At 60.3% G+C, this 22,554-nt stretch carries 22 protein-coding genes and 2 pseudogenes; 22 read left to right on the top strand and 2 right to left on the bottom strand.

All coding sequences use genetic code 11. The annotated features are described in order from the left end of the window. Window positions 1-3: 3 nt before the first annotated feature. From AC1DLT_RS24920 to AC1DLT_RS24880, 9 genes and pseudogenes are all read left to right on the top strand, one after another. Window positions 4-153 (top strand): annotated as a pseudogene (locus AC1DLT_RS24920) (2Fe-2S iron-sulfur cluster-binding protein); the annotation flags it as partial. A 14-nt stretch (window positions 154-167) separates the two neighbouring features. Continuing rightward, window positions 168-1,397, top strand: coding sequence for a molybdopterin cofactor-binding domain-containing protein (locus AC1DLT_RS24915; RefSeq protein ID WP_436112896.1), 1,230 nt, complete (start codon window positions 168-170; stop codon window positions 1,395-1,397). Between the two features lie 51 nt (window positions 1,398-1,448). Further along, a complete protein-coding gene (locus AC1DLT_RS24910; protein ID WP_477488528.1) occupies window positions 1,449-2,189 on the top strand; it encodes a molybdopterin cofactor-binding domain-containing protein in 741 nt (246 codons plus the stop codon). Between the two features lie 41 nt (window positions 2,190-2,230). Beyond that, complete coding sequence (locus tag AC1DLT_RS24905) at window positions 2,231-2,422, top strand: enoyl-CoA hydratase-related protein (RefSeq protein ID WP_436112894.1); 192 nt, start codon at window positions 2,231-2,233, stop codon at window positions 2,420-2,422. A gap of 86 nt (window positions 2,423-2,508) precedes the next feature. Further along, window positions 2,509-2,736 carry an enoyl-CoA hydratase/isomerase family protein gene (locus AC1DLT_RS24900; RefSeq protein WP_436112893.1) on the top strand — a complete coding sequence of 76 codons (228 nt, stop codon included), beginning with the start codon at window positions 2,509-2,511 and terminating at the stop codon, window positions 2,734-2,736. Between the two features lie 4 nt (window positions 2,737-2,740). After that, window positions 2,741-4,240: a 3-hydroxyacyl-CoA dehydrogenase family protein gene (locus tag AC1DLT_RS24895; protein ID WP_477488527.1), complete on the top strand. Its 1,500-nt coding sequence runs from the start codon at window positions 2,741-2,743 to the stop codon at window positions 4,238-4,240. 292 nt (window positions 4,241-4,532) lie between these two features. Further along, complete coding sequence (locus tag AC1DLT_RS24890; RefSeq protein WP_436112891.1) at window positions 4,533-5,384, top strand: alpha/beta fold hydrolase; 852 nt, start codon at window positions 4,533-4,535, stop codon at window positions 5,382-5,384. Window positions 5,385-5,746: 362 nt separating this feature from the next. After that, the gene (locus tag AC1DLT_RS24885; protein ID WP_436112890.1) at window positions 5,747-6,922 is read left to right on the top strand and encodes a serine hydrolase domain-containing protein; all 1,176 of its coding nucleotides are present in this window, start codon (window positions 5,747-5,749) and stop codon (window positions 6,920-6,922) included. Between the two features lie 329 nt (window positions 6,923-7,251). Beyond that, entirely contained in the window at window positions 7,252-7,728 is a 477-nt protein-coding gene (locus AC1DLT_RS24880; RefSeq protein WP_436112889.1) for a nuclear transport factor 2 family protein, read from the top strand. A gap of 731 nt (window positions 7,729-8,459) precedes the next feature. Here AC1DLT_RS24880 and AC1DLT_RS24875 read toward each other — a convergent pair. Next, window positions 8,460-8,745 (bottom strand): annotated as a pseudogene (locus AC1DLT_RS24875) (transposase); the annotation flags it as partial. Between the two features lie 228 nt (window positions 8,746-8,973). Between AC1DLT_RS24875 and AC1DLT_RS24870 the strand changes: the two are divergent. The 13 genes from AC1DLT_RS24870 to AC1DLT_RS24810 all read left to right on the top strand — a co-directional run bounded on the left by AC1DLT_RS24870 (window position 8,974) and on the right by AC1DLT_RS24810 (window position 21,317). Beyond that, the gene (locus tag AC1DLT_RS24870) at window positions 8,974-9,807 is read left to right on the top strand and encodes an alpha/beta fold hydrolase (RefSeq protein WP_477488526.1); all 834 of its coding nucleotides are present in this window, start codon (window positions 8,974-8,976) and stop codon (window positions 9,805-9,807) included. Next, the gene (locus AC1DLT_RS24865; protein WP_436112887.1) at window positions 9,804-10,475 is read left to right on the top strand and encodes a glutathione S-transferase family protein; all 672 of its coding nucleotides are present in this window, start codon (window positions 9,804-9,806) and stop codon (window positions 10,473-10,475) included. Before AC1DLT_RS24870 ends, AC1DLT_RS24865 begins: the two co-directional genes overlap by 4 nt. Before the next feature lie 2 nt (window positions 10,476-10,477). Further along, the gene (locus AC1DLT_RS24860) at window positions 10,478-11,671 is read left to right on the top strand and encodes a CaiB/BaiF CoA transferase family protein (protein WP_436112886.1); all 1,194 of its coding nucleotides are present in this window, start codon (window positions 10,478-10,480) and stop codon (window positions 11,669-11,671) included. 2 nt (window positions 11,672-11,673) lie between these two features. Continuing rightward, window positions 11,674-12,285, top strand: a complete 612-nt coding sequence (locus tag AC1DLT_RS24855) for a carboxymuconolactone decarboxylase family protein (RefSeq protein WP_436112885.1) — start codon at window positions 11,674-11,676, stop codon at window positions 12,283-12,285. A 95-nt stretch (window positions 12,286-12,380) separates the two neighbouring features. After that, window positions 12,381-13,418 carry an ABC transporter substrate-binding protein gene (locus AC1DLT_RS24850; RefSeq protein WP_477488525.1) on the top strand — a complete coding sequence of 346 codons (1,038 nt, stop codon included), beginning with the start codon at window positions 12,381-12,383 and terminating at the stop codon, window positions 13,416-13,418. Between the two features lie 103 nt (window positions 13,419-13,521). After that, window positions 13,522-15,261: an ABC transporter permease gene (locus tag AC1DLT_RS24845; protein ID WP_436112883.1), complete on the top strand. Its 1,740-nt coding sequence runs from the start codon at window positions 13,522-13,524 to the stop codon at window positions 15,259-15,261. Between the two features lie 26 nt (window positions 15,262-15,287). Continuing rightward, window positions 15,288-16,400 carry an ABC transporter ATP-binding protein gene (locus AC1DLT_RS24840; RefSeq protein WP_436112882.1) on the top strand — a complete coding sequence of 371 codons (1,113 nt, stop codon included), beginning with the start codon at window positions 15,288-15,290 and terminating at the stop codon, window positions 16,398-16,400. 1 nt (window position 16,401) lies between these two features. Next, a complete protein-coding gene (locus AC1DLT_RS24835) occupies window positions 16,402-17,049 on the top strand; it encodes a flavin reductase family protein (protein WP_436112881.1) in 648 nt (215 codons plus the stop codon). After that, window positions 17,039-17,905 (top strand): fumarate hydratase, encoded by an 867-nt coding sequence (locus AC1DLT_RS24830; protein ID WP_477488524.1) that lies wholly within the window; start codon window positions 17,039-17,041, stop codon window positions 17,903-17,905. Before AC1DLT_RS24835 ends, AC1DLT_RS24830 begins: the two co-directional genes overlap by 11 nt. Next, window positions 17,902-18,531: a fumarate hydratase C-terminal domain-containing protein gene (locus tag AC1DLT_RS24825; protein WP_477488523.1), complete on the top strand. Its 630-nt coding sequence runs from the start codon at window positions 17,902-17,904 to the stop codon at window positions 18,529-18,531. The genes AC1DLT_RS24830 and AC1DLT_RS24825 overlap by 4 nt, the downstream gene beginning before the upstream one ends. 37 nt (window positions 18,532-18,568) lie before the next feature. Next, window positions 18,569-19,477: an NAD(P)-dependent oxidoreductase gene (locus tag AC1DLT_RS24820; RefSeq protein WP_477488522.1), complete on the top strand. Its 909-nt coding sequence runs from the start codon at window positions 18,569-18,571 to the stop codon at window positions 19,475-19,477. A gap of 122 nt (window positions 19,478-19,599) precedes the next feature. Next, a complete protein-coding gene (locus tag AC1DLT_RS24815; protein WP_436112878.1) occupies window positions 19,600-20,355 on the top strand; it encodes a GntR family transcriptional regulator in 756 nt (251 codons plus the stop codon). A gap of 113 nt (window positions 20,356-20,468) precedes the next feature. Further along, complete coding sequence (locus AC1DLT_RS24810) at window positions 20,469-21,317, top strand: alpha/beta fold hydrolase (RefSeq protein ID WP_436112877.1); 849 nt, start codon at window positions 20,469-20,471, stop codon at window positions 21,315-21,317. 1 nt (window position 21,318) lies between these two features. Here AC1DLT_RS24810 and AC1DLT_RS24805 read toward each other — a convergent pair whose 3' ends face one another. Continuing rightward, window positions 21,319-22,533 (bottom strand): CaiB/BaiF CoA transferase family protein, encoded by a 1,215-nt coding sequence (locus tag AC1DLT_RS24805; RefSeq protein WP_477488521.1) that lies wholly within the window; start codon window positions 22,531-22,533, stop codon window positions 21,319-21,321. Window positions 22,534-22,554 lie beyond the last annotated feature (21 nt).

Raw genomic sequence — 22,554 nt, 5'->3', positions numbered from 1 at the left:
TTCCGCAGTGCCCCGCTGATGTCAGCCGCCGCGTTGCTGAACGAAATGCCAAAACCCACCGACGACGAGATAAACAATGCAATGTCGGGCAACGTCTGTCGCTGCGGTACCTATCAGCGCGTTCGGGCCGCCATTAAGCGTGCAAGCGCGTAAAGGAAAAGCAGGTCATGTCGAACTGTACTCACGGCCCGCAATTGAACCGCCGCCTCTTCCTGAAGGCAAGCATTGTCGTTGGCGGTGGTCTCGTCGTCAATCTGGCTCTTGGCCCAGACTTTTCTGTTGCGGCAGGCGCGGGCTTCGCTCCCAACGCATTCGTTCGCATCGACCGGAGAGGGCTTGTCACTCTGGTCATGCCGCAAGTGGAAATGGGTCAAGGAATCTACACCGCCCAAGCCATGCTGCTCGCTGAAGAGCTGGAAGTCGCACTTGATGATGTAAAGTTCGAACATGCGCCGCTTAAAGAGGCACTCTATGCTAATCCAATGCTCGGGCGTCAAATGACGGGCGGCTCCACTTCAATACGCGCGTTCTGGACACCCTTGCGCACCGCCGGTGCGAGGGGCCGCATCATGCTCATTCACGCCGCAGCAAACGAGTGGAAAGTAGACGCCGCAACGTGTCGGGCCGAAGATGGCTTCGTTATCGATGAGAGTGGAAAACGGAAGCGGGCTTATGGTGAGTTGGTCGATATTGCTGCGTCACTGCCTGTACCTCCACCGGAAACCGTAACGCTCAAATCTCCGAAGGACTTCAAACTCCTGGGAACCTCGGCGAAACGTCTGGACACACCAGGCAAAGTGGACGGATCGCTCAAGTATGGCATCGACGCATCCCCTGCCGGTACCAAAATCGCGGCGATCGCCATTTCGCCGGTTCTCGGTGGCAAGCCGAAGTCTGTCAATGAGCAGGCTGCGCTGGCGATCAAGGGCGTGCATCAGGTCGTGCAGACCGACAGCGCAGTAGCGGTCGTGGCGGATCACACCGGAGCTGCCAAAGGGCTTGAGGCGGCGGCGATCGAGTGGGACGACGGCCCGAACGCACACGTTTCCAGCTCCGATATCGTCGAGCATCTGGATCAGGAATCCCGCAAAGCCGGCGCCATTGCACGTAGCGAAGGCGATGTGATAGCGGCGCTGGCGAGTGCCGCGCAGCGGATCGACGCCGTTTATCAATTGCCTTTTCTTTCCCACGCCGCAATGGAGCCGATGAACTGCACGGTTCACGTGCCCAAGGATGCGTGCGAACTTTGGGTCGGAACTCAGAACCTTTCCGCAGCCAAAGAGGCCGCCGCCGCCGTCACCGGTCTCGCCCCCGAGAAGATCATAATCAACAATCATATAGTCGGCGGCGGCTTTGGCCGCCGCGGAATTGATGCCCAGGGAAACCCGGTCGCCTAGACGCATCGTGTCTCCGGATCGTCGATTTTTGCCCGGATCTTCCCACCCGCAATGAAGAACGGCGTGGATCCCGATGGCGTGGAAGGGGCAGCCCATCCACCGTACAAGCTTCCCGCGATTCAAATTGAATTCAACCAGGTTGAGCCACCTGGTGTTCTCACGAGTTGGTGGCGCGGTGTTGGCCCCTCGCATAACGTGTTCATGGTCGAAAGTTTCGTGGATGAGCTTGCCGCTGCAGCGAAAATCGATCCCGTCGAGTACCGCAAACGGCTATTGACGGAAAATCCGCGTGCGCTGAAGGTCTTGGAGCTGGCTGCAGAAAAGGCCGGATGGGGTAGGCCATTATCAGCCAGGCAGGGCAGGGGTGTCGCTGTGCAGTTCGCATTCGGCTCCTATCTCGCGATCATTGCTGAAGCAACTGTCGCGCCGAACGGTGCCGTCAAGGTGACACGGATCGTCACAGCTGTGGACTGCGGACTAACGGTAAATCCCGACACGATTGCGGCCCAGATGGAAGGCGGCGCGCTCTACGGACTCACTGCCGCACTGTATGGCGCGATTACCTTCAAGGATGGCCGCGTCGAACAAAGCAATTTCGACAATTATCTGCCGCTCCGCATCGACGAGGCACCCCACGTTGAAACGTATATCGTCCCGAGCGCGGAGCCGCCAGGAGGTATAGGTGAAGCGGCAACCTCGGCGGCGTTTCCAGCCGTCACCAATGCGATCTTCCTAGCAACAGGGAAGCGTGTCCGGACATTGCCGATCAACTCCGAAGACCTAAAGGCCTAAGAGGTCTATCTAGCGTGATCAGTTGGAGAAAAGTTGAGGAGTTGGCGATTGTTACCATCGACAACCCTCCTGTGAATGCTGGTTCTCACGCCGTGCGCAAGGGGCTGGTCGCGGCGATCGCCGCTATCGCGTTGGATACGGCGCTTAAGGGCGTGGTGCTGATCGGGGCAGGTAAAACCTTTGTGTCCGGATCGGACATAAAGGAGTTCGGCGAACCGCTCTCCGAGCCGTAGCTCCCGGCTGTAATTGAGGCGATCGAAAATCTCGAGATCCCCGTTGCGGCCGCCATCCACGGGGCGGCCCTAGGCGCGGGTTTAAATTGGCGCTCGGCTGCGATGTTCGCGTCGCTGACCGTAACGCGGTCCTTGGGTTGCCGGAAGTCGGCCTTGGGCTGGTTCCCGGCGCTGGTGGCACCCAGCGCTTGCCGCGGCTGACAGGCGTTCCGGTCGCCTTGGAGCTTGCTGTCTCCGCACGGCGCGTAAAAGCCGAGGAGGCGCTGTCATTCGGCATTTATCGACGCCATCAGCGAAGGCGACCTGCTCGATGATACGATGGCGGTGCTTCGTCGCTGTTCCGGCAAACGCCGCGTCGCTGAGATGCCGGTACCGGATTTCGATGGCGGCGAGGCGCGCGTGGTGCGCGACAACATCGTCGCCCGTGCGCGACGCAGACCAGCGGCCGTCAAGGCAGCGGAGCTAGTCCTGTGTGCCGCGGAAAAACCCTTCCGGCAGACCTTGGCGGAAGAGCGGGCTGCTTTCCAGGACATCCGTATGTCGCCTGAAGCCTTCGCGCTTCGCCATGTCTTCTTTGCCGAGCGGGATGCGAGCCGCTCGGAAAGCACCGGTGCCGTTGCGTTGCCGATTGGCTGCGTGGGCGTCGTCGGTGGCGGAACCATGGGCGCCGCGATTGCGCACGCGCTTCTTTCGAGCGGCTATCAAGTGATCCTCCTTGAGCGGAGCGGGGACGCACTCACGACCGGCGTGGGGCGGGTCGCGGGACTGCGCAGCGACGATCTCAGGCGCAGGCGCATTGACGACGCCGCGGCCGCCCGCCAAGCCGCCGCACTGACGGCGTCGGTAAACCTGTCCGATGCTGCTGGCGCGGATTTGGTCATCGAAGCCGTATTCGAGGATATCGCGGTTAAACGGGAGCTGCTCGGCCATCTCGGCGCTATCATCGCTCCCGAAGCGATCGTTGCGACGAACACGTCCTATCTCGACATCGATGAGATGGCCGAGGCTCTTCCCATTCCTGAACGCTTCCTGGGGCTGCATTTCTTCGCTCCCGCCCACGTCATGAAGCTGCTCGAAGTGGTCAGAGGCACTCGATCTGACGCGCAAACGCTGGCAACGGCGCTCGCGTTGGCGAAAAGGCTCGGCAAGCAGGTCGTGATCGCTCGCAACGCCAACGGCTTCATCGGGAACCGCGTTTACAACGCCTATCGGCGTCATGCCGAGTTCCTGATCCAGGACGGGGCTTCGCCGCAGGCAGTCGATCTCGTCATGACGGATTTCGGCATGGCGATGGGCCCTTTCGCGGTGGCCGACCTGTCTGGGCTCGACATTGCGTGGCGCATGCGCAAGGCGCGGGCAACTTCGTACGACCAGTCAGTGCGATATGTCGACGTCCTGGACCGGTTGTGCGAGGCGAGCCGCTTCGCTCGCAAGACGGGAGCAGGTTATTATGATTACGCGAGCGGCCACGCTAAAGCGGACACCGCGCTTGAGGCCTATCTCGAAGCGTCGCGAAAGTCGGCGGGAATACGTCCCCGCCTCATCACCGACGACGAAATCCGCGCACGGTGCATTGGGGCGATGGTGAACGAAGGTGCCCGGCTGCTAGCCGAAGACGTCGCGCGCCGGGCGTCGGATATCGATGTCGCGCTGATCCATGGCTACGGCTTTCCGCGCTGGACCGGCGGTCCGGTCTGGTGGGCGGCGCATCTGGCGGATCAGGACCTGAAGAGGATGATCGCAGAGGTAGCCAACGCGGAAGGTCCCGGCTTCCTGCGGGGTGACGTGAATGCCCTCTTTGCCGGTCTGCGGCTTTGAACCGACCGTTGGATCAAGGCAGGCCGAAGGGCATCGAGTTCGTCGAGTTCCGTGTCTCCGCATACCTGGATGTTCCAACCCATGAGTCCATTGAGAGCCCGGTGCTGAACCCATCAATATTGGCGATGCCGGTGACAAATTCACCACACGAGTTTGCTGCAGTCCGCTGCAACGGATCGACACGGCCTACAGGCTGCGCGGATCAGTCAAAATGCTAGACTATCAGCTTTAGCTTGAAAAAGCTAATAGGTCAGCTTAATGTCCTTTCACCACTAAAGAAGGAGGAACTGACATGACGAACCGGGGAAAAGGTCTCCTCATCGCACTCGTCCTTGCGGCCGTTTCGGCGGCGAGTGCCGCGCATGCGGAGGAGGCGGTCATCAAATCCGTGACGAACGGCAAAGCCACCATCAGCTATCGCACGCAAGGAGACGGGCCGCTTATCCTGTTTATTCCCTCGCAGGGCCGGGGGACTGAAGAGTTCGGCGCGCTTGCGGAGCGATTGGCTGCCCGTGGCTATCGCGGGCTGTGGGTGGATCCGCGGGGCATCGGCGCAAGCAAGGGGCCAATGGAGGCGGTGTCTTTCCATGACTTCGCCGATGATTATGCAGCCGTCATTCGCAAGGAGGGTGGACAGGCAATCGTGGCGGGCCATGCGTACGGCAACTGGATCGCCCGCACCATCGCATCCGACCATCCAGATCTGACGCGCGGTGTGGTGCTGGTGGCAGCCGGGGCGAGGAAATGGCCGAAGGAACTTAGCGATGCAATCGTCATGATCAATGACCCAGCCTCCACCCGTGAACAACGCCTAGGAGGCTTGCGACTCGCTTTCTTCGCGGAAGGCAATGATCCGACACCTTGGCTTGAGGGGTGGCATGCCGACGTCACCCAAGGCCAGAGGGCGGCGATGAAGCTGACGAACCAGGCAGACTGGTGGGCAGGCGGAACGGCTCCGATGCTCGACCTTGAAGGGGGCTCCGACCCCTTCCGGCCTGCATCGTCGCGGCAGGAGCTGAAGGACGAGTTGGGCGAGCGCGTAACCGTCAAGGTGGTCGAGGGGGCAAGCCACGCGTTACCCGCCGAGAAACCGGCCGAGGTCGCCGACGCGATCGCCGACTGGGCTGATCAGTTGAAGAACTGATTGCTAACGGACGCGGCGGTTCCCAACGGGGGCGGCCGCCGCGACTGAGGGGCTGCATATCACTTAATCTCGATCGCCCGACGATGGACATTGGTGGGCCGGGTAAGGATGAGCGGCATGTGCTGCAATTCGGCTGTCGTTCCGATGGTCATTGTCTGCTCCGCAACGACAAAGATGCCGCGCCGGTGTGTTCATACTGTGCCTGGGTTGCTGACCGCAAGCCGCCGCACGTGGGGCCTATCGCGCGCAAAATTTGACTTGCAATTCTGCGGGTGCAACGTAATGTGCTAATAAGCTAATCTATAGACTTTTATGTCTGGAATTTTCTGCAACGCATTGGACAATCGCTGGGAGGAAATGAAATGACAACCGGGTTCTCTCTATCCAGATTCGCAATTCTCGGTGTGGCAATTGCACTGTCGGCGGGCTCGATTACGGCCTTGGCGGAGCCGCTCGATCCTGCGCTTGTGGAGGCGAGACGTAACAAGACCAGCGACACGTTCAACTTGCTGACCTACCGTCACCTTGACGAACTTTTCGACACGCGTTCCGTCGAACCGGGACCGAATAAATGGGCCTTGCCATCGTCCACACTGAAGCTGCCGGACGACACGCCGGTCCAAATCGAGGGAAAAGAGACGACATTGCTTGCGGCGCTGCAGGATTTGCGCATCAACGGCATTGTTGTGATGCGAGACGGGAAGATCGTGCGGGAAGTACACCGCAACGGCGGCAGTGAGAGCAGCCGCTACATTGGATTCTCGATGTCGAAGTCCTGGACTTCCATGCTGTTCGGCATTGTGCAGGAACAGGGGAAGATCCATGTCGACGATCCGGTGGTCAAATATTTGCCGGATCTCAAAGGAACCGCCTACGATAAGGTGACACTGCGTAACCTTCTAACAATGCGGACGGGCACGTCCTGGGTGGAAGACTATTCTCCCGGAAGCTTCCTTGATGGCGTTCGTGATGCGTCCACCAACACAGAAAAGTCGTACTACGAAGATGTCGCGCGCGAACTAAAGCCGGTCGCCAATCCAGGGGCGAAGTTCAACTACTCGACGCTCGAGACGGAGCTCGCCGGAAAGGTCATAGTGGCCGCGACAGGAAAGAGCATTGCGCAGCTTATGACCGAGGCGATCTGGCAGCCGGCGGGCATGGAGGCGCCGGGATATTGGATCATGCAAGGGCCACGCGGACGCCAGCATGAATGGTATGGTGCGGGATTTGCAGCAACGCTACGCGACTTTGCGCGGTTGGGCCAGATTATGCTTGACGACGGCAAGGCCAACGGCAAGCAGATCGTACCGCCCGCTTGGGTGAATGAATCGACCAGTACCAGCTTTCCGGAAAAGAACTATTTCTATTTCTGGTGGGCGGTTCCCGGACTAGACGGCTTCGCCGCTCAGGGCGTAGGCGGCCAAAGTGTCTATGTCGATCGTCAAACACGCACCGTTATGGTTATTGCCGGCTACAACAGTCCTCCCAAGCGGGTTGATCTCTTCAAATCGGTCGTGAAAGCCTTGAATGGGAACTGAGCGGAGGCTTGGCCGGCGGTCAGAGCCGTGCCAGTCGATCATTGGTTCCGACTGTTTGAGATCGATCAGATTTTCCGCGAGCAGAAGTCGACACCTTCGTGATCRACCGGTGCTTCTTCGGACGCTTTGCAATGGCATACGTGTTCGGTGGATCGTACGCACCGGCAAATTCCAGCTCAGCAAGGACGGGCCAGCTCCTGCGCGGCGAGTTCGCTCCTGCAACTCGTTAGAGAACTACGCCGTGGCCATGGCAGACGAGATCGAAGACCCAAAGCACATCCGCCAGCCCTTCACCGTTGGCTACTGACGTCAAACCAAAAGGAGAACTCATGTTCGATCCAATCAAACTGCTTGCCGCTGCAACCGTTGCGGTGACCCTCGCTGCGGCTGCCCCAGCTCTGGCCCAAACGGCTTCACGCGATCTCACGGCTGAGGAAGCGAACCGCGAGTTGGTTATCCATTTCTACAACCAGGTCTTCAATGAGCATGACGTGGCAGGCGCAAGCGAAATCGTGGCCGATGACTACATTCAGCACAACCCGAGGGTGGCGACCGGCAAGGCGGGGTTTGTGAAGTTCGCTACCGGCCTTCTGGCAGCAACCCCCCACGCCAGCGGCCGCATCATACGCAGTGCGGCCCAAGGCGATCTCGTCTGGCTGCATGTTCATGCAGGGGGCAAAGAGGACGGCACCGGAGGTCTGGCCATCATGGACATCTTCCGTGTGAAAGACGGACACATTGCCGAGCATTGGGACGTCTCGCAGCCTGTTCCCGCCGAAGCAGCCAACCAAAACACTATGTTTTGATCCCAAACCAAAAAGAAGGAACAACCACGATGATCGACAGCCGAGCGGGCCTCGATCATTGGTGCCGGCTGTTTGAGATTGATCAGGTGATCGACCAGTGGTTCTCCGGACGCCTTGCAACGGCATGCGTGTTCGGGGGATCTCATTGGCGCGGATCGCGAGCCCCAACCCACGCACGCAGTACGAGAGCCGCGCCAGGCTGAGCCGGCTTTGCGCATATTTTGATCATCGCCAGGCGCGGCGAGCATCTGGTTGGCGGATACGCGAAGGTTCTCGATCTCGGCATGTCCGCACGAGGACTATTGCCGGAGCGTGAGCGCCTTTTGCTCGCCATCGCCGCCGTCACGCCCGATATCGGCGAAGGTGGGGCGCCCCATCCAAGACATGCCGCTAGCGGGTGGTGGATGCGAAAAAAGTGGTGGGCCGTCCGCTTTCCACAAAGGAAGCTGCTTCCCACGTGCAACGTCATAAACTTCCTGTTGCACCGGCGTCAGCACGGACCGGTTTTCGAGGCCTTCGGTGCCAAGATATTTAGCGAGGCTGCCGAAACGGTAAAAGGGATGCTTCCCGACCGGCCAATTCGGTCGACCCCGGGCGTACGCTGTTGACGATGTCAGGCTGCGATGCGGCAGCGCCTCTGCCGCCGGTTATAGCGGATTCGAGATGACCGAGAGTATCCATGCCTCGCTCCGGGCGGAGAATGCCGACGTCGATGCACATATGGCAACGCTTACGCGCAAGGGAAGTTTCGTGGCGTGCAGGGGCGAGTGCGTTCTCACCGTGAACTGGAACCGGCAATCACCGCCGGAGCATTGATAGAGACCCGGCCGCGCGCGGCGCTTGCCCATATCGCGGCCAGCTGATCGAGCGTTTATAACCACAGGCGGGGCAGACCCTGCCATCCCGCCATACCATGCCTTCCGGCAAATGGCGGCAATGCTCCTCGTCCCGGAACGCGGCGACCATGGCTTCAACTGTCCGAATATTGGAAAGTATTGCCAGCACCATTTCAGACATAGTTGTCTCCCTCGGGCTGACCGAAGAGTCGCACGAAAGACGCTGTATTACAAAAACTTCGCTGTCTTTGGTTCATAAAGACCTCGTACGATTTCGCACCGCTCTTGTTCGGGACCCTGGATGCAAGGCCTGTGCGGCAGGGTCCTGCACAAACAGCTTGCTTTCGAAAAGTCATAAGACTAGCTTATTGTGAACGGTGACAAGATTGAAAAGTTTACAGGAATGACGATGGCGGACGATTCTACCGATGGGAGAAAAAAGTGGGACAGCGCCGCACTTCAACAGGTGGAATTGAGCGATGGCCAGGAGCTTACCGTCCGCCTGACGGTCGCTGATCGCTCCGCTCCTTGGGTTGTGTTCTCGAACTCGCTTGCCACAGATCTTTCGATCTGGGATGCGCAGGTCGTCGCCTTGGAAGGTCGTTTTAACGTACTTCGCTACGATCAGCGTGGCCACGGTGGCTCCGCAATTCCAACCCGGCCTGTTGATTTCCGCGTGCTTGGCGGCGATGTCGTTGAACTACTCGACTGCATTGGCATCGATCGCGCCGCCTATGTCGGGCTGTCGATCGGGGTTCCGACGGGACTTGCCGCAGTCGCGCAGGCGCCGGCCCGCTTTACAGGCCTCATGCTGGTTGACGGCCAGGCCAAGACGGCGTCGGGCGGTCGCGAGCAATGGCAGGAGCGGATCGCCGTAGTGCGCAGGGGCGGGATCGCTGCGTTTGCCAAGGGTACCGCCGCTCGCTGGCTGGCGAACCCGCAGTCGCCCGTCGTCGACCGGCTGGAAGCGATGATCGCCGCCACCCCGATGGAGGGCTTCATCGCCTGCGCGCAAGCCCTGTCCGACTTCGATGTCAGCGCCGGTCTCGGGTCTATAGCCTGTCCGGTACTGCTGGTGGCGGGCGAAAGGGACGGCAACCTGCCGGAGACCATGCGCAACCTGTCCGGGATGATCCCGAACGGCCGTTTCGAATCTGTTCCGGACGCAGGTCATGTGCCCTGCTTCGAACGGCCGGACGCCTTCAACGCCGTTATGAGCAGTTTTCTTAGGGGCCTTTCATGATGAAGTTGCATTGGTCACCCCGTTCGCCCTTCGTGCGAAAGGTGATGATCGTTCTGAACGAGACTGGCCTGGTCGATCAGGTCGTGCGGGTTCGCTCGGCCGTGGCGATGGCCGCGGAGCCCAATCCCTCGGTCCTTGCGGACAATCCACTTGGCAAGATCCCCGTCCTGGTGACGGAGAACGGCGAGGCGCTGTTCGACAGTCGGGTCATCTGCGCCTATCTGACGGAACGGGCAGGGATGCTGGTGCCGGAGGATGCGCCGGTTCGGCTCCGCCAGTTGCGCTGGGAAGCGCTCGGTGACGGGCTGATCGATATCCTGCTGCTCTGGCGCATCGAGCGCGTGCGTGGAGACAGGGCCGACCCGGTCATCTGCGACGCCTTCGAGACGAAGGTGCGCGCCACGATGGCGCGCCTGGAAACGGAAGCGGCAGAGCTTTCGGCAACGACCCTCGGGCTCGGCCAGGTGGCAGTCTTCTGCGCGCTTGGCCAGCTTGAGTTCCGTTGGCCGGGGACTGGCTGGAAGCAAGCGTTCCCAAGGCTGGCCGCCTGGTTCGAGATGTTGGAGGCGTGCCCGTCTTTCGCTTCGACCGCCGTTGTTGACGATGGGCCGGCATCCGTTCCAGAGGTCGCCGCGCAGCAGGCCGTTTTCACGTTTGGAAAGGCTTGACGATGGCAGGTCCGCTTTCGAATATCCGCGTTCTGGATCTCAGCCGTATCATGGCCGGCCCATGGGCGGGACAGATCCTCGCCGACCTTGGTGCGGAGGTCATCAAGGTCGAACGGAAGGGTGAGGGTGACGATACGCGTCGCTGGGGCCCGCCTTATCTGGCCGATGCCAATGGCAATCCGACCGCCGAATCCGGCTACTATCTTTCGGTCAATCGGGGCAAGCGTTCCGTCGAACTCGACCTTGCCTCGCCGGAAGGCCAGAATGTTGTTCGCGAACTCGCGAAGCGCTCGGACATCGTGCTCGAGAATTTCAAGGTCGGGACGCTGGATCGTTACGGACTTGGCGAGGCTCAACTGCGGGAGATTAATCCTCGGCTGATCTACTGCTCGATCACCGGCTTCGGCCAGGATGGTCCAATGGCTGAAGATGCCGCTTACGATTTCATGATCCAGGGCATGGGCGGGCTGATGAGCGTCACCGGCGCGCCCGACGGCGAGGAGGGCGGCGGCCCACAGAAGGTCGGCATTCCGATTATCGACATCATGACTGGGATGTATGCCGCGATATCTGTGCTGGCAGCGCTCTCGGAGCGCAACACCAGCGGCAAGGGCGATTATATCGATCTGGCCATGCTCGATGTCGCGACCGCTATGCTGGCCAACCAGGCGATGAATTATCTGGTTTCAGGCAAGGCTCCGCAACGGCGCGGTAACAAGCACCCGAACATCCAGCCCCAAGACGTGTTCGCGGTCCGCGACGGTCACATGGTGCTTGCGGTCGGCAATGACGAACAGTTCGCCCGCTTTGCCGATGCACTCGACATGCCGGAACTGGCGCGCGATCCCCGCTATGCAAAGAATGTCGACCGTGTTCGCAATCTCGATGTCCTGCATCCGCTGATCGCCGAGCGCCTGCTCAGCCGTGACCTTGCCGACTGGCTTGCCCTCCTCGGCGCAAGAAAGATTCCCTGCGGGCCAATCAATACCGTCCCCATGGTTTTCGAGGAACCGCAGGTGAAGCATCGCCAGATGCTGCGCTCGCTGCCGCATCCGCTCGTCGGCGAAGTTGCCCAGGTGGTCTCCCCTTTGCGCTTCAAACGGTCCGGGCTCGTTTTCAACAAGGCGCCGCCCTTGCTTGGTGCGGATACGGAGGCCGTTCTCGCAGAACTTGGAATTTTTCAGAAGGAGATATGAGTATGGGAAGAATAAGCTTTCCGACCCCGGACGTAATGTCCGAGGATCAGCTTGCCGTTTTCAACGATATCGTTTCAGGGCCTCGTGGCGCGCTTGTCGGGCCCTTACGTGCGGCACTTCACAATCCGGTCCTGGCCGACCGTTGGCAGAGGTTGGGACAGGTGCTTCGCTATGAAACGAGCATCCCGTTTGCGCTGACAGAAATTGCCATTCTCGTGACTGCACGTCACTGGAGCAGTCTGGCTGAGTTCGCCATCCATGCGAACGAGGCGCGAAGGGCGGGGGTGGAGGAGACCGTGATCGAAGATCTCCGCTGTGGACGCCGCCCAGATCTCGCCAATCATGCAGATGCCGCGGCAGTTTACGAATACGTGCGGCTGCTGTTAGCCGAGGGCGATGTTCCCGACGCGGCTTATGCGGCGGTGCAGGCACGCTGGGGAGAAGTCGGTGTCGTAGAACTGACGGCGGTAGCGGGATACTATTCGATGGTGGCGATGACGCTGAACGCGCATCGCGTACCGTTGCCGGACGGCATGACCGACGAACTGCCGCATTCGGAGGCCGGCGTGTTCACCCTGCCGCCTCTGGGAGACCACAGCGGTCAGGCTGCATGAGGGTGTCTCAGCTTGTATAAATCATAAACATGGTTTATAGCTTTTATAACTGTGCGACTGGAGGAGCCATCGCACACGCTTGAGGAGGAAAGAGTATGCCCAGCAGAAGAACAATGCTGTTTACGGGTCTTGCCGGTGCCCTGTTGTGGAGCAGTGTGGCCAATGCCGCGAGTAACCAACTCATCGAGGCCGCCAAGAAGGAAGGCAAGGTCGTCTGGTATACAACGATGATCGTTGATCAGGCCGTTCGGCCCATCGCCGCCGCCTTCGAGGCCAGGTACCCAGGCATCAAGGTCGAGTATTCGCGCGGCAACAGTGGTGACGTGGCGCTCAAGGTGATCAACGAAGGGCAGGCCGGCAATCGTGTCGGCGACGTGTTCGATGGTACCGGCAGTTATTCTTCGATCAAGGCAGCCGGAATGGTCGCCCCCTACATACCGGATTCCGCCGCCAGCCTTCCGGCAGAGGCCAAGGATCCCGAAGGCTATTGGCATGCCGAGAACTTCTACTATCTGACGGCAGCCTATAACACGGATCTGGTTTCCAAAGAAGAAGCGCCAAAAACCTTCGAGGATCTGCTCGACCCGAAGTGGAAAGGCCAGATGGCATGGGCGGTCACGCCCGAGCCGACCGGCGCCGCGGGTTTCGTCGGCACGATGCTGATGACGATGGGCGAAGAAAAGGGGATGGAATATCTCAAGAAGCTCGCCACCCAGAAAATAACCAACATCACCTCCAGCCAGCGCACGGTGCTCGACCGCACGATTCTGGGGGAATCCCCCATCGCGCTGATGATCTTCAACCATCACGTTCCCATCAGCCAGGAAAAAGGCGCTCCGGTGGAGTGGATCCGTATGGAGCCCCTGATCGCAAGCGCCAGCGTGATCGGACTGGTGAAGGACGCGCCGCATCCGAATGCCGCCAAACTGTTCATCGACTTCATGGAATCGGCTGAGGGCCAGCAGGCGGTCGCCGATGCCGGCTATCTGCCCGCCAATCCCAATGCCAAGGTCAGCCACCCCGAGCTGCTTCCGACCGGTCCGCAGCCCTTCAAGATCAATTTTATTACGCCGGATACCATTGATAAAAATCTGAAGAAGTGGATCGATGTCGTGAACAAGACCTTCATGTGATCGCAGCCTGCGGCGGGCAAGCTTCCGCACGCACCCAGTACATTGCACCGGCTCCTGTTCCTCAGCGAACCGGACCGGCGTTTTACATGCCGGAGCCCGATGGATGGCTATGACCCACCAGACAAGCGTACATTCCACCCCTTCGAAAACGATCTCGACCCGGCGCACGACCCGCAATCCGACCTTATGGCTGAGTATCGTCATCGGGGCCGTTCTGGCTATCCTCGTCGTGCCTCCGGTCGTCATCCTGATCGCGCGTTCGCTCTCCGTTACCAGTCCGGATGCGAGCTTCGGCGGCTTTACGATCGTTCATTTCACAAGGTTCCTGACCGCGTCCGGGGTCTTCACCAGTGTCTATAATTCGGTCGTCTTTGCTGCATTTTCGACCGTCGTGGCGCTGGTGTTCGGTGGAGTGCAGGCCTGGCTTGTCGAGCGCACCAATATGCGCTTCAAGCCGCTTGCCTATCTCACCACGATCATTTCCCTTGGAACGCCCTATATCCTCTATGTCGGAGCATGGCTGTTTCTGCTGGGCCGTGCGGGACCGCTGAACGATCTTTATCGGACCCTTACGGGCCAGCGGGACGTGCTGCTCGACGTCTATTCCATGACCGGGATGATCCTGATCGAGGGATTTCTCTGGTCGCCGCTGGTTTTCCTGCTGCTGTCGGCGACCTTCCGCGTTGCCAATGCCGATTTGGAAGAGGCTGCCCGGATGAGCGGTGCCAACATCTTCCAGACGATCTGGACTGTCTCGATCAAGATGTCGATGCCGGCCATACTCGCGCTTGCCCTGTTCGTATTCATCCGTGCCATCGAGGCTTTCGAAGTGCCGGCCATGGTGGGCATACCGGGCGGCATCAACGTGCTGACCACCGACGTCTACAAGTCGATCAAGGAAACAATCCCGCCGGACCTTGGATATGCCAGCGCTTATTCGGTCATCCTTCTCATCGTGGTCGGCATCCTTCTGTATTTCTACGGCAAGCTCGCCAAGAATGCCGGCAAGTACAGCTCAATCACCGGCAAGAGCTTTCGCCCGCGGCCGTTCAATCTGGGACCCTATCGCTGGGTCGCAGAGGCGTTAGTCATTTTCAATTTCGTCCTGCTTCTTCTACTACCCTTGTTGGCGCTGTTATGGCTTGCGTTACAGCCCTTCATGCGAGCGATCCGGATCTCCGCCTTGCCGGTCATGTCGCTCAAGAACTTCCAGACGGTACTCGCTTCGGAACATTACCGCGAGCTGGCGCTCAACACGGTTTTTGTCGGCGCGATCGCTGCAACTGTCGCCGTGGTCCTGACCTTCTTCGTCGGCTGGTTGAGCGCCAGACGCAAGCCCGGCGGTGTCCTGCTCGATCAGCTGGCGACGGCGCCGTTGATCTTTCCCGGCATCGTCATGGGGGTCGCATTTATGATGATTTTCCTGTCGATGCCATTGCCGCTCTACGGCACGCTGTGGGCGCTGGCCCTGACCTATACCGTCCGTTACCTGCCATACGGGCTTCGCTACAGTTATGCAGGCGTTCTCCAGATACACCAGGAGCTTGAGGAGGCCGCCGGCGTGGCCGGTGCCGGACCGATCACCATGCTGCGCAAGGTCATGGCGCCGCTGCTGTCGCCGGCACTGATCTCCGCCTGGCTGTTCATCTTCCTGATCGCGACCAAGGAGCTTGCGGTCGCGGCGCTGCTGGCCGGTCCGAACAGCCAGGTCGTGGCGGTCAGCATGTACGACCTCTGGGTCAACGGCCAAGGAGGAGAACTTGCGGCCTTCGGCCTCATATGGGCAGCCGTGATGACCTGCCTTTCTTTCGTTTTCTATATCGTCGCCAAAGATAAGGCGTAGCTGCACCCGACCGGGAGGAGAACCCCATGTTGAAGCTCGAAAACATCAGCAAAGTTTACCCCGCAGGCCGCAACGAATATGCCGGGGGCATTCGGAATGCGGACTTCGACCTCGAGCCGGGCACATTCTTCACTATGCTCGGCCCGTCGGGTTGCGGCAAGACGACGACCTTGCGCTGCATCGCGGGCCTGGAAGAACCCGACCAAGGGCGTATCCTGCTTGATGGTCGTCCGATATTCGACGGAAAGGCTGATATTTCCGTGCCGATGCACAGGCGCGATATCGGCATGGTCTTCCAGTCCTATGCGATCTGGCCGCATATGACCGTGTTCGAAAACGTTGCCTTTCCGCTCAAGGTCTCGAAGACACACCGCTACAGCCGCGCCGAGATCGACAAGGCCGTCAACGCGGCGCTCGAGGTCGTCGGCCTCGGCGGCTACGGCGCCCGCTCGGCCACACAGCTTTCCGGCGGCCAGCAGCAGCGCATCGCGCTTGCCCGCGCAATCGTTCACCGGCCAAAGCTGCTGCTGCTCGACGAGCCGCTCTCCAATCTCGACGCAACCTTGCGCGAAGGCATGCGCATTGAGTTGAAACGGCTGCAATCGGAACTGGGGATCACGGCCGTCTATGTGACGCATGACCAGAGCGAGGCGCTCGCCATGTCCGATGTCATAGCAGTCATCGACAAGGGCAAAGTCCAGCAGTTCGGCACACCGCAGGACATCTATTGCCGACCCGCCAACGAGTTCGTCGCCGGGTTTATCGGACATACCAATATCCTGCGCGGAAAAAGCCTCGGCGGCGCCGCCGAGGCGGTCACGGTGGAAGTCGGCGGGGGCGTCAACATCCGCTGTTGCGCAGACAAGGACCAGAGCGGAGGCGATACGGTGTCGGTGTCGGTCAGACCGGAGAATATCTCGCTTGCGAGTGCGCGCGAAACCGCTGCGAACGAAAACACCAACAACCTGACCGGCCGGGTTGGCTCGGTGAGCTTCCTAGGAAACGTCCTTCATTACGTGGTCGAGGTCGGGGGGCAGATAATGCAGGTGGAGAGCAATCCCGATCGGCGATTTGAGCCCGGGAGCGAAGTCGTGCTCAGTTTCGCTCCGCGTCACGGTCGTGTTCTGCCGGTAACCTGACATGTTCTATGACCCCCGCAGCGACGATCCGCGGCAATTCGGTTTTGCCCACAATCCTTGGAACGCGCTCGTGTCCCCCCGGCCGATCGCCTGGATTTCCAGTCGTTCGGCCGCAGGAATAGCCAATCTCGCGCCGTATTCCTTTTTCAACGCGGTCTCCGGTGCGCCGCCCTTCGTGATGTTCTCCTCGGCCGGACGGAAGGATACTCAGCGCAATATCGAGGAGACCGGCGAGTTCGTCGTCAACATGGCGACGGAGGCGCTGGTTTCGGAACTGAACGACAGCTGTTTCAGCTTTGGGCCGGATGTGGACGAGTTTGAGCGGATCGGCCTGACGGCCGAGCCAGCGAAAAATCTCATCCATGCCCCGCGGGTGGCGGAGTCGCCGGTATCGCTCGAATGCCGGCTGTCGGAGATCGTCGAACTGAAGACCGCCGAAGGCGGCGACGTGCGATCGATGGTGATCTTTGGAGAGGTCGTCGGCATCCATGTCGACGATGCTGTTGTTCGCGAGGGCAGGGTGGATCTCTCGCTGATCCGGCCGTTGTCGCGCCTCGGCTACATGGATTATGCGGGCCTGGGGCCGATTTTCGAACTGATGCGTCCCCTCACGGAGCCGTTGGAAAGGACTGCCAGCAATGTCGGATGATGCCCTGATCCAGAAGCTCGGCGGTGAACTCCTGGATCGTGCCGTTCGCCGTGTGCCAGACGACACGATACGGACGATCCGGGGAGCGATGGAGCGAGAAAAGGTGGAAGTGGCGCGCAAGACGTTGGCAATGCAGTTGCGGAGCGCCGAACTCGCCGCCGAACGTAATACCTATGTCTGTTCCGATAACGGCATCCCGGTCTATTTCGTCAAGCTGGGGACCGAGAGCCCGATCCGCGCCGATTTCAAGGCGTCGTTGAAGGCGGGCTACGAGGCGCTGGTAGCGACGGTCGATCCGCCTTTCCTGCCGCATGTCACCAATCCGCTGACGCGGGAGCGATCGCTCACCGGCAAGGGCATGCCGATCGTCACATTCGACCAGGTGAGCGGCGCAGACTGGGTCGAGATCATCTGTTCGCCCAAGGCGCTCGGCTCGGGCCGCTGGGYGGCGCTCGAACTGTTCACCTTTCCGTCCATCGAGGAAATCGAGGCCTATGTGCTGGACGTGGCGATCAAGGCGGGCGGCCAGCATTGCCCTCCCGTCGCGATCGGCGTCGGTATCGGCGGCACTTTTGACTATGCAGCTAAGATGGCCAAGGAGGCGACGCTGCGACCGCTCGGCCAGCCGCATCCCGAGCCGGAAGTGGCCGCGCTCGAAGGCCGACTGACGAGGGCCATTAATGCGCTCGGTTACGGGCCGATGGGAACAGGCGGCGACACGACCACGCTCGGCGTCCATGTCGAATGGTGTTCCGGCCACGGGTTCACGCCGGTCGCGGTCGCCTTCAACTGCTGGATCAACCGCCGGTCGCGGGTGCGCATCCATCCCGGCGGCCTGGTGGAGTGGGTCGAATGAGCCGCGATTACGAACTGACCCTTCCTGTCCGGCCTGAGGACCTTTTCCATCTTCGTGTCGGTGCCCGCGTCTACCTGACCGGAGAGATCGTTTCGAGCGCCGGGCTGCCCACCTATCAGCGGCTTGAACGCGAAGCCCGGGAGGGGATCGAGCCACCTGTCGTCCTGCAGGACGGATGCATCTTCCATCTCGGCGCTTCGCTCGAAGAGAAGGAGGGCGGCTGGCATCTGCATTATCTCAACCCGACCACCAGCACGCGCTTCGATCCGCTGATGCCGCAACTGATCCGCGCCCATAAGCTGTTACTAACGGGTGGCAAAGGCGGCCTAGCTCCCGAAAGTGCTGCGGCGCTCGCTGAAACCGGAGGGATCTATGTGTCCTTCCAGGGCGGCGGGGCACCGATCCTCACGGATGCGGTGGAGGAGGTCCTCGGGGTCGCATGGCCGGAACTCGTGTCCCATTACCGCATCGTCCGGCTCAAGGTGAAAAGGCTCGGACCCCTGACAGTCGGCATCGATTCTCAAGGCAATAGCCTCTACCAGCAAATCGACGAGGTAGCGCGTGCGCGCCGTGAGGAAATTCTCACGGCGATGTCGCGCGAACGCTCCGAAAACCGAGCGCCGTAAGCGGCAGCGCGCAAGAGTCGATAAGATGAGCCACTCCTTGACCATTGGCGTCTATGATCAGGTCCAGCCGGCGGTAAGGGACCTGCTGCATACGCTTGGAAATGTTGTTCCTATGCCGGGGCTGGAAGAGCAGTCCGCAGAGGTCCTTCAGCAGCTCCGCCTGCTGGTGACCAGCGCGATGCGCGGCGTGGATCAGGCGGATCTCGACCGCCTGCCGGCACTGAAAACGATCATCAGCTGCGGCGCCGGGCGGGACAGATATGATTTCGATATTTTGGCAGCGCGAGGCATCAAGCTCAGGGACACCGCCGAGGTTGTCATTTCCGACGCGGCCGAGATGGGGGTGGCGCTAACACTGGCGCTTGCACGCAACCTCATGGCTGCGGATCGTTTCGTCCGTTCCGGAGACTGGTCCGGGAGGCGTTTCACGCCAACCCCGCGGCTTGCCGGCAGCCGCGTCGGGATTGTCGGCTTGGGGCGGATCGGTTCGCTGGTGGCCGCGAGGCTGGAAGCTCTCGGCTGCAAGATCGCGTACAGCGCGCGCCACCCACGTCCGGCGAGGATCTGGGAATTCCAGCCGGACGTGGTGAGGCTTGCCGAATGGTCGGATTTCTTGGTGCTCACATGCCCGGGCGGGCCGGAGACCCGCCATCTGGTAGGCTCGCCGGTTCTCTCCGCTTTGGGACCACGAGGCTACCTTGTGAATATCTCACGGGGCTCCGTTGTCGATGAGGAAGCACTTATCGGAACGCTCTCACGGGGGGAGATAGCGGGAGCCGCGCTCGATGTTTTCGAAAATGAGCCAAATCCGGATCGGAGGTTCATGACGCTTGCAAATGTCCTTTTGACGCCGCACTCGGCCGCCGTCACCGAGCGCTACGTCGCCGATCTTGTCCAGGCGGTGGAACGTCTTGTGGTTGAGGAGTCCATCGCGCAAATATTCTGAGGGGCATTCAGGCGAAAGAGGCTTTTCGACAAAAAATCAAAACTCTATATGATGAGCTTGAACTTCACCCGGAACGGAAACGCCGGACGTCACCGACCTTGATCGGTATGAGGAAAGATAACATGTCCGAAGCCACCTCGAGATCTCAGACCGCAACCGCCTTAGACAAAAGTTCCGTTGCTCGCTACATACAGCTTGCATCCCTGTTCCGGAAGTGGGTGGAAAACGGGACATGGCCGGTCGGATCCCAGATTCCCACGGTCGAGATGCTGGCAAGAGAATGTGGCGTTGCCGGTATGACCATTCGTCAGGCGCTCGATATTCTCGAGAAGGAAGGTCTGATCGAACGGTTTCGCGCCAAGGGTACATTCGTGCGCCAGAAACCTCGCCGTGATCTATGGTGCGAGGTGCAGACGGATTGGAACGGGCTCTTGATGTCCCGCTTAGACGCTGACATCAAAATTCTTTCCGACGTGGCCAATCAGAGCCTCGACCAGTCCGGGTTCGATGTCGGTAAAGTCGTCCCCGCTTATCGCCATCTCCGCCGCCTTCACAGTCGCGGTGGCGTGCCTTTTCTTGTCGCTGACGTTTTCGTTGACGAGCGGCTGCGGGGTCTCATCCCGGAAGAGAACTTTTCGAAGACCACCGCCATGCGGCTAGTGTCGGAACTGCCCGGGTACAGAGTGGTCGACGCCCGACAAATATTGACGATCGATTCCGCTGATCTCGAGACCGCCACTTTGCTTGACATCGGGCTGGCCGAGCCGATCGCCAAGGTCCAGAGACTGGCGGTCAACGAGGACGGGGCTCTGCTGCTGGTCGCCAACGGCCTTTACCGCGGCGATATGGTGCGTATTGACATGAAACTGATCAAATAGCGATCTTTTCGGTGCTCCTACCATCCTGATAGTGCGCTTGCCGCATTGGATAAATCAATAAAGCATGTTATTGCTTTATTGACGCCTGAGGGCGTGTCAACGGGAGGAGCACCATGAATATTGGAAAGTTTGCACTGGCCGCCTGCATGGCGGGTTCATTCGTCTTCAGCGGCAATCTGGCTGCATTGGCCGCCGAAGAAAAAACTGTCGTCAACGGTAACGCCACGATTTCCTATTCGGTACGTGGCGACGGTCCGCTCGTCGTGATCATTGCATCGACCGGCCGTGGTACGTCAGAGTTTGGGCCATTGGCCGACCGGCTGGCCAAGCGCGGCTACAGGGTAGCGCTTCCCGAACCCCGCGGCATCGGCGGCTCGCGCGGCCCCATGAACGATGTGACGTTCCACGATTTCGCACGCGACTTCGCTGCGGTGATCAAGGCGGAAGGTGGCCGCGCTGTGGTTGCTGGCCACGCCTATGGGCAATGGATCGCAAAGACGATTGCGTCGGACTACCCCGAGATGGCGCGGGGCGTTGTTCTTGTTGCCGGCGGCGCAAAGAAGTGGCCGCAGGAACTCTCCGATGCCATTACCATGATCAATGATCCGGCATCCTCGCGCGAACAGAAACTGGCCGGATTGCGTCTGGCTTTCTTTGCCGAAGGCAACGACCCCACTGAGTGGCTGGAAGGCTGGCACCAGGATGTGACGAAGTCTCAGCGCGAGGCCCGCAAGCTCACCAACCAGGCCGACTGGTGGGCAGCGGGGAAGGCACCGTTGCTTGATCTGCAGGCCGGGGCGGACCCTTTTCGACCCGAAAGCTCGCGGTTGGAGGCCAAGGATGAGTTCGGTGATAGAGTGACTGTAGCCGTCATCCCGAATGCGAGCCATGCATTGCCCGCAGAAAAGCCGGTCGAGACCGCCGACGCGATCGCGGACTGGGCTGACACGCTCCCGAAGTAACTCAGGTTCGCGGCATACTCGCGGGAGGCTGATCGTTCTGGTCAGCCTCCCGCGAGTATAGTTCCGCGAGGATGTCCGCACGGTCCTGGTCAAGCTCCGGAACGGGCTGGCGTTCGGCCGTATCCGCGAATGCCGAGAACTTCATCGGATTGCCGACGACCGTGAACAACTCGCCGGCTTTATTGCGAGTGCTGCACAACATGTTGCGCGCCCGAAGCTGCGGATCATTTATCAGGTCGGCGACGGTGTTGATCGGACCGCAGGGGATGCCCGCCTCCTGCAGCAACGACAACCAGTCCGCCGCGGTTTTATGGGCAAGCGTGATTTCGACTTCGATTTCGAGGGCCTGATGATGCCGTTGCCGCATCAACCGGCCGTTGAACAGCGGGTTTTCGGACAGATCCGGCCGGCCTATGGCATGGACGAAGCGGGCAAAAAGCGTGTCGTTGCCGGCGGCGATCACGATCCAGGCATCTGCGGTCTGAAAAGCCTGGAACGGCGCGATCAGCGGATGCTTGCTGCCCATCGGCCCCGGTATCTCGCCGGTCGCCACATGCCGGGTAATCGCGTTCTCGTGCAGGGCGATCTGACAATCGAGCATGCCGACGTCTATCGTGCAACCTTTTCCAGAGTTCTGCCGGCTGAAAAGTGCGCCACAGATGCCGAGCGCGGTGAAGACACCGGCACCTATGTCGCCAATCGACGTGCCGATGCGGGCCGGCGGTCCATCGGGAAAGCCGGTGACGCTCATCATGCCGCCCATCGCCTGGACGACGATGTCATAGGCCGCACGGTCGCGGTACGGCCCGGTCTGACCGAATCCGGAAAGCGAAGCGTAGATCAGGCGCGGGAACCGCTCGCTCAGTAGTCGGGTACTCATGCCTAACCGGTCCATGACGCCGGGGCGGAAGTTTTCGACAAGCACGTCGGCACCCGCGAGAAGGTCGAACAGAATCTTTCGGTCCGCCTCGGATTTCAGGTTAAGAGCAATCGACTGTTTGCCGCGGTTGACCGAGGCGAAGTAGGTGGACGTGTGCCCGTGGATCGGCCCGAAGCCGCGAGAATCGTCGCCTCCGTCCGGATCTTCGACCTTGATCACGCGAGCTCCGAGATCATTCAGGATCATTGTCGCATAGGGGCCGGCCATCACCCGCGTCAGGTCGACGACGAGGACGCCTGCCAGTGGACCGGCCGGAGCGGCTTCCTGATCATTCATTGTAATTTTCCTCCCCGAGGA

The organism is Neorhizobium sp. 05N33, from assembly GCF_056397445.1.
Note: the sequence above shows the minus strand (reverse complement) of the source record. Positions and strands in the feature narration are given on the sequence as shown.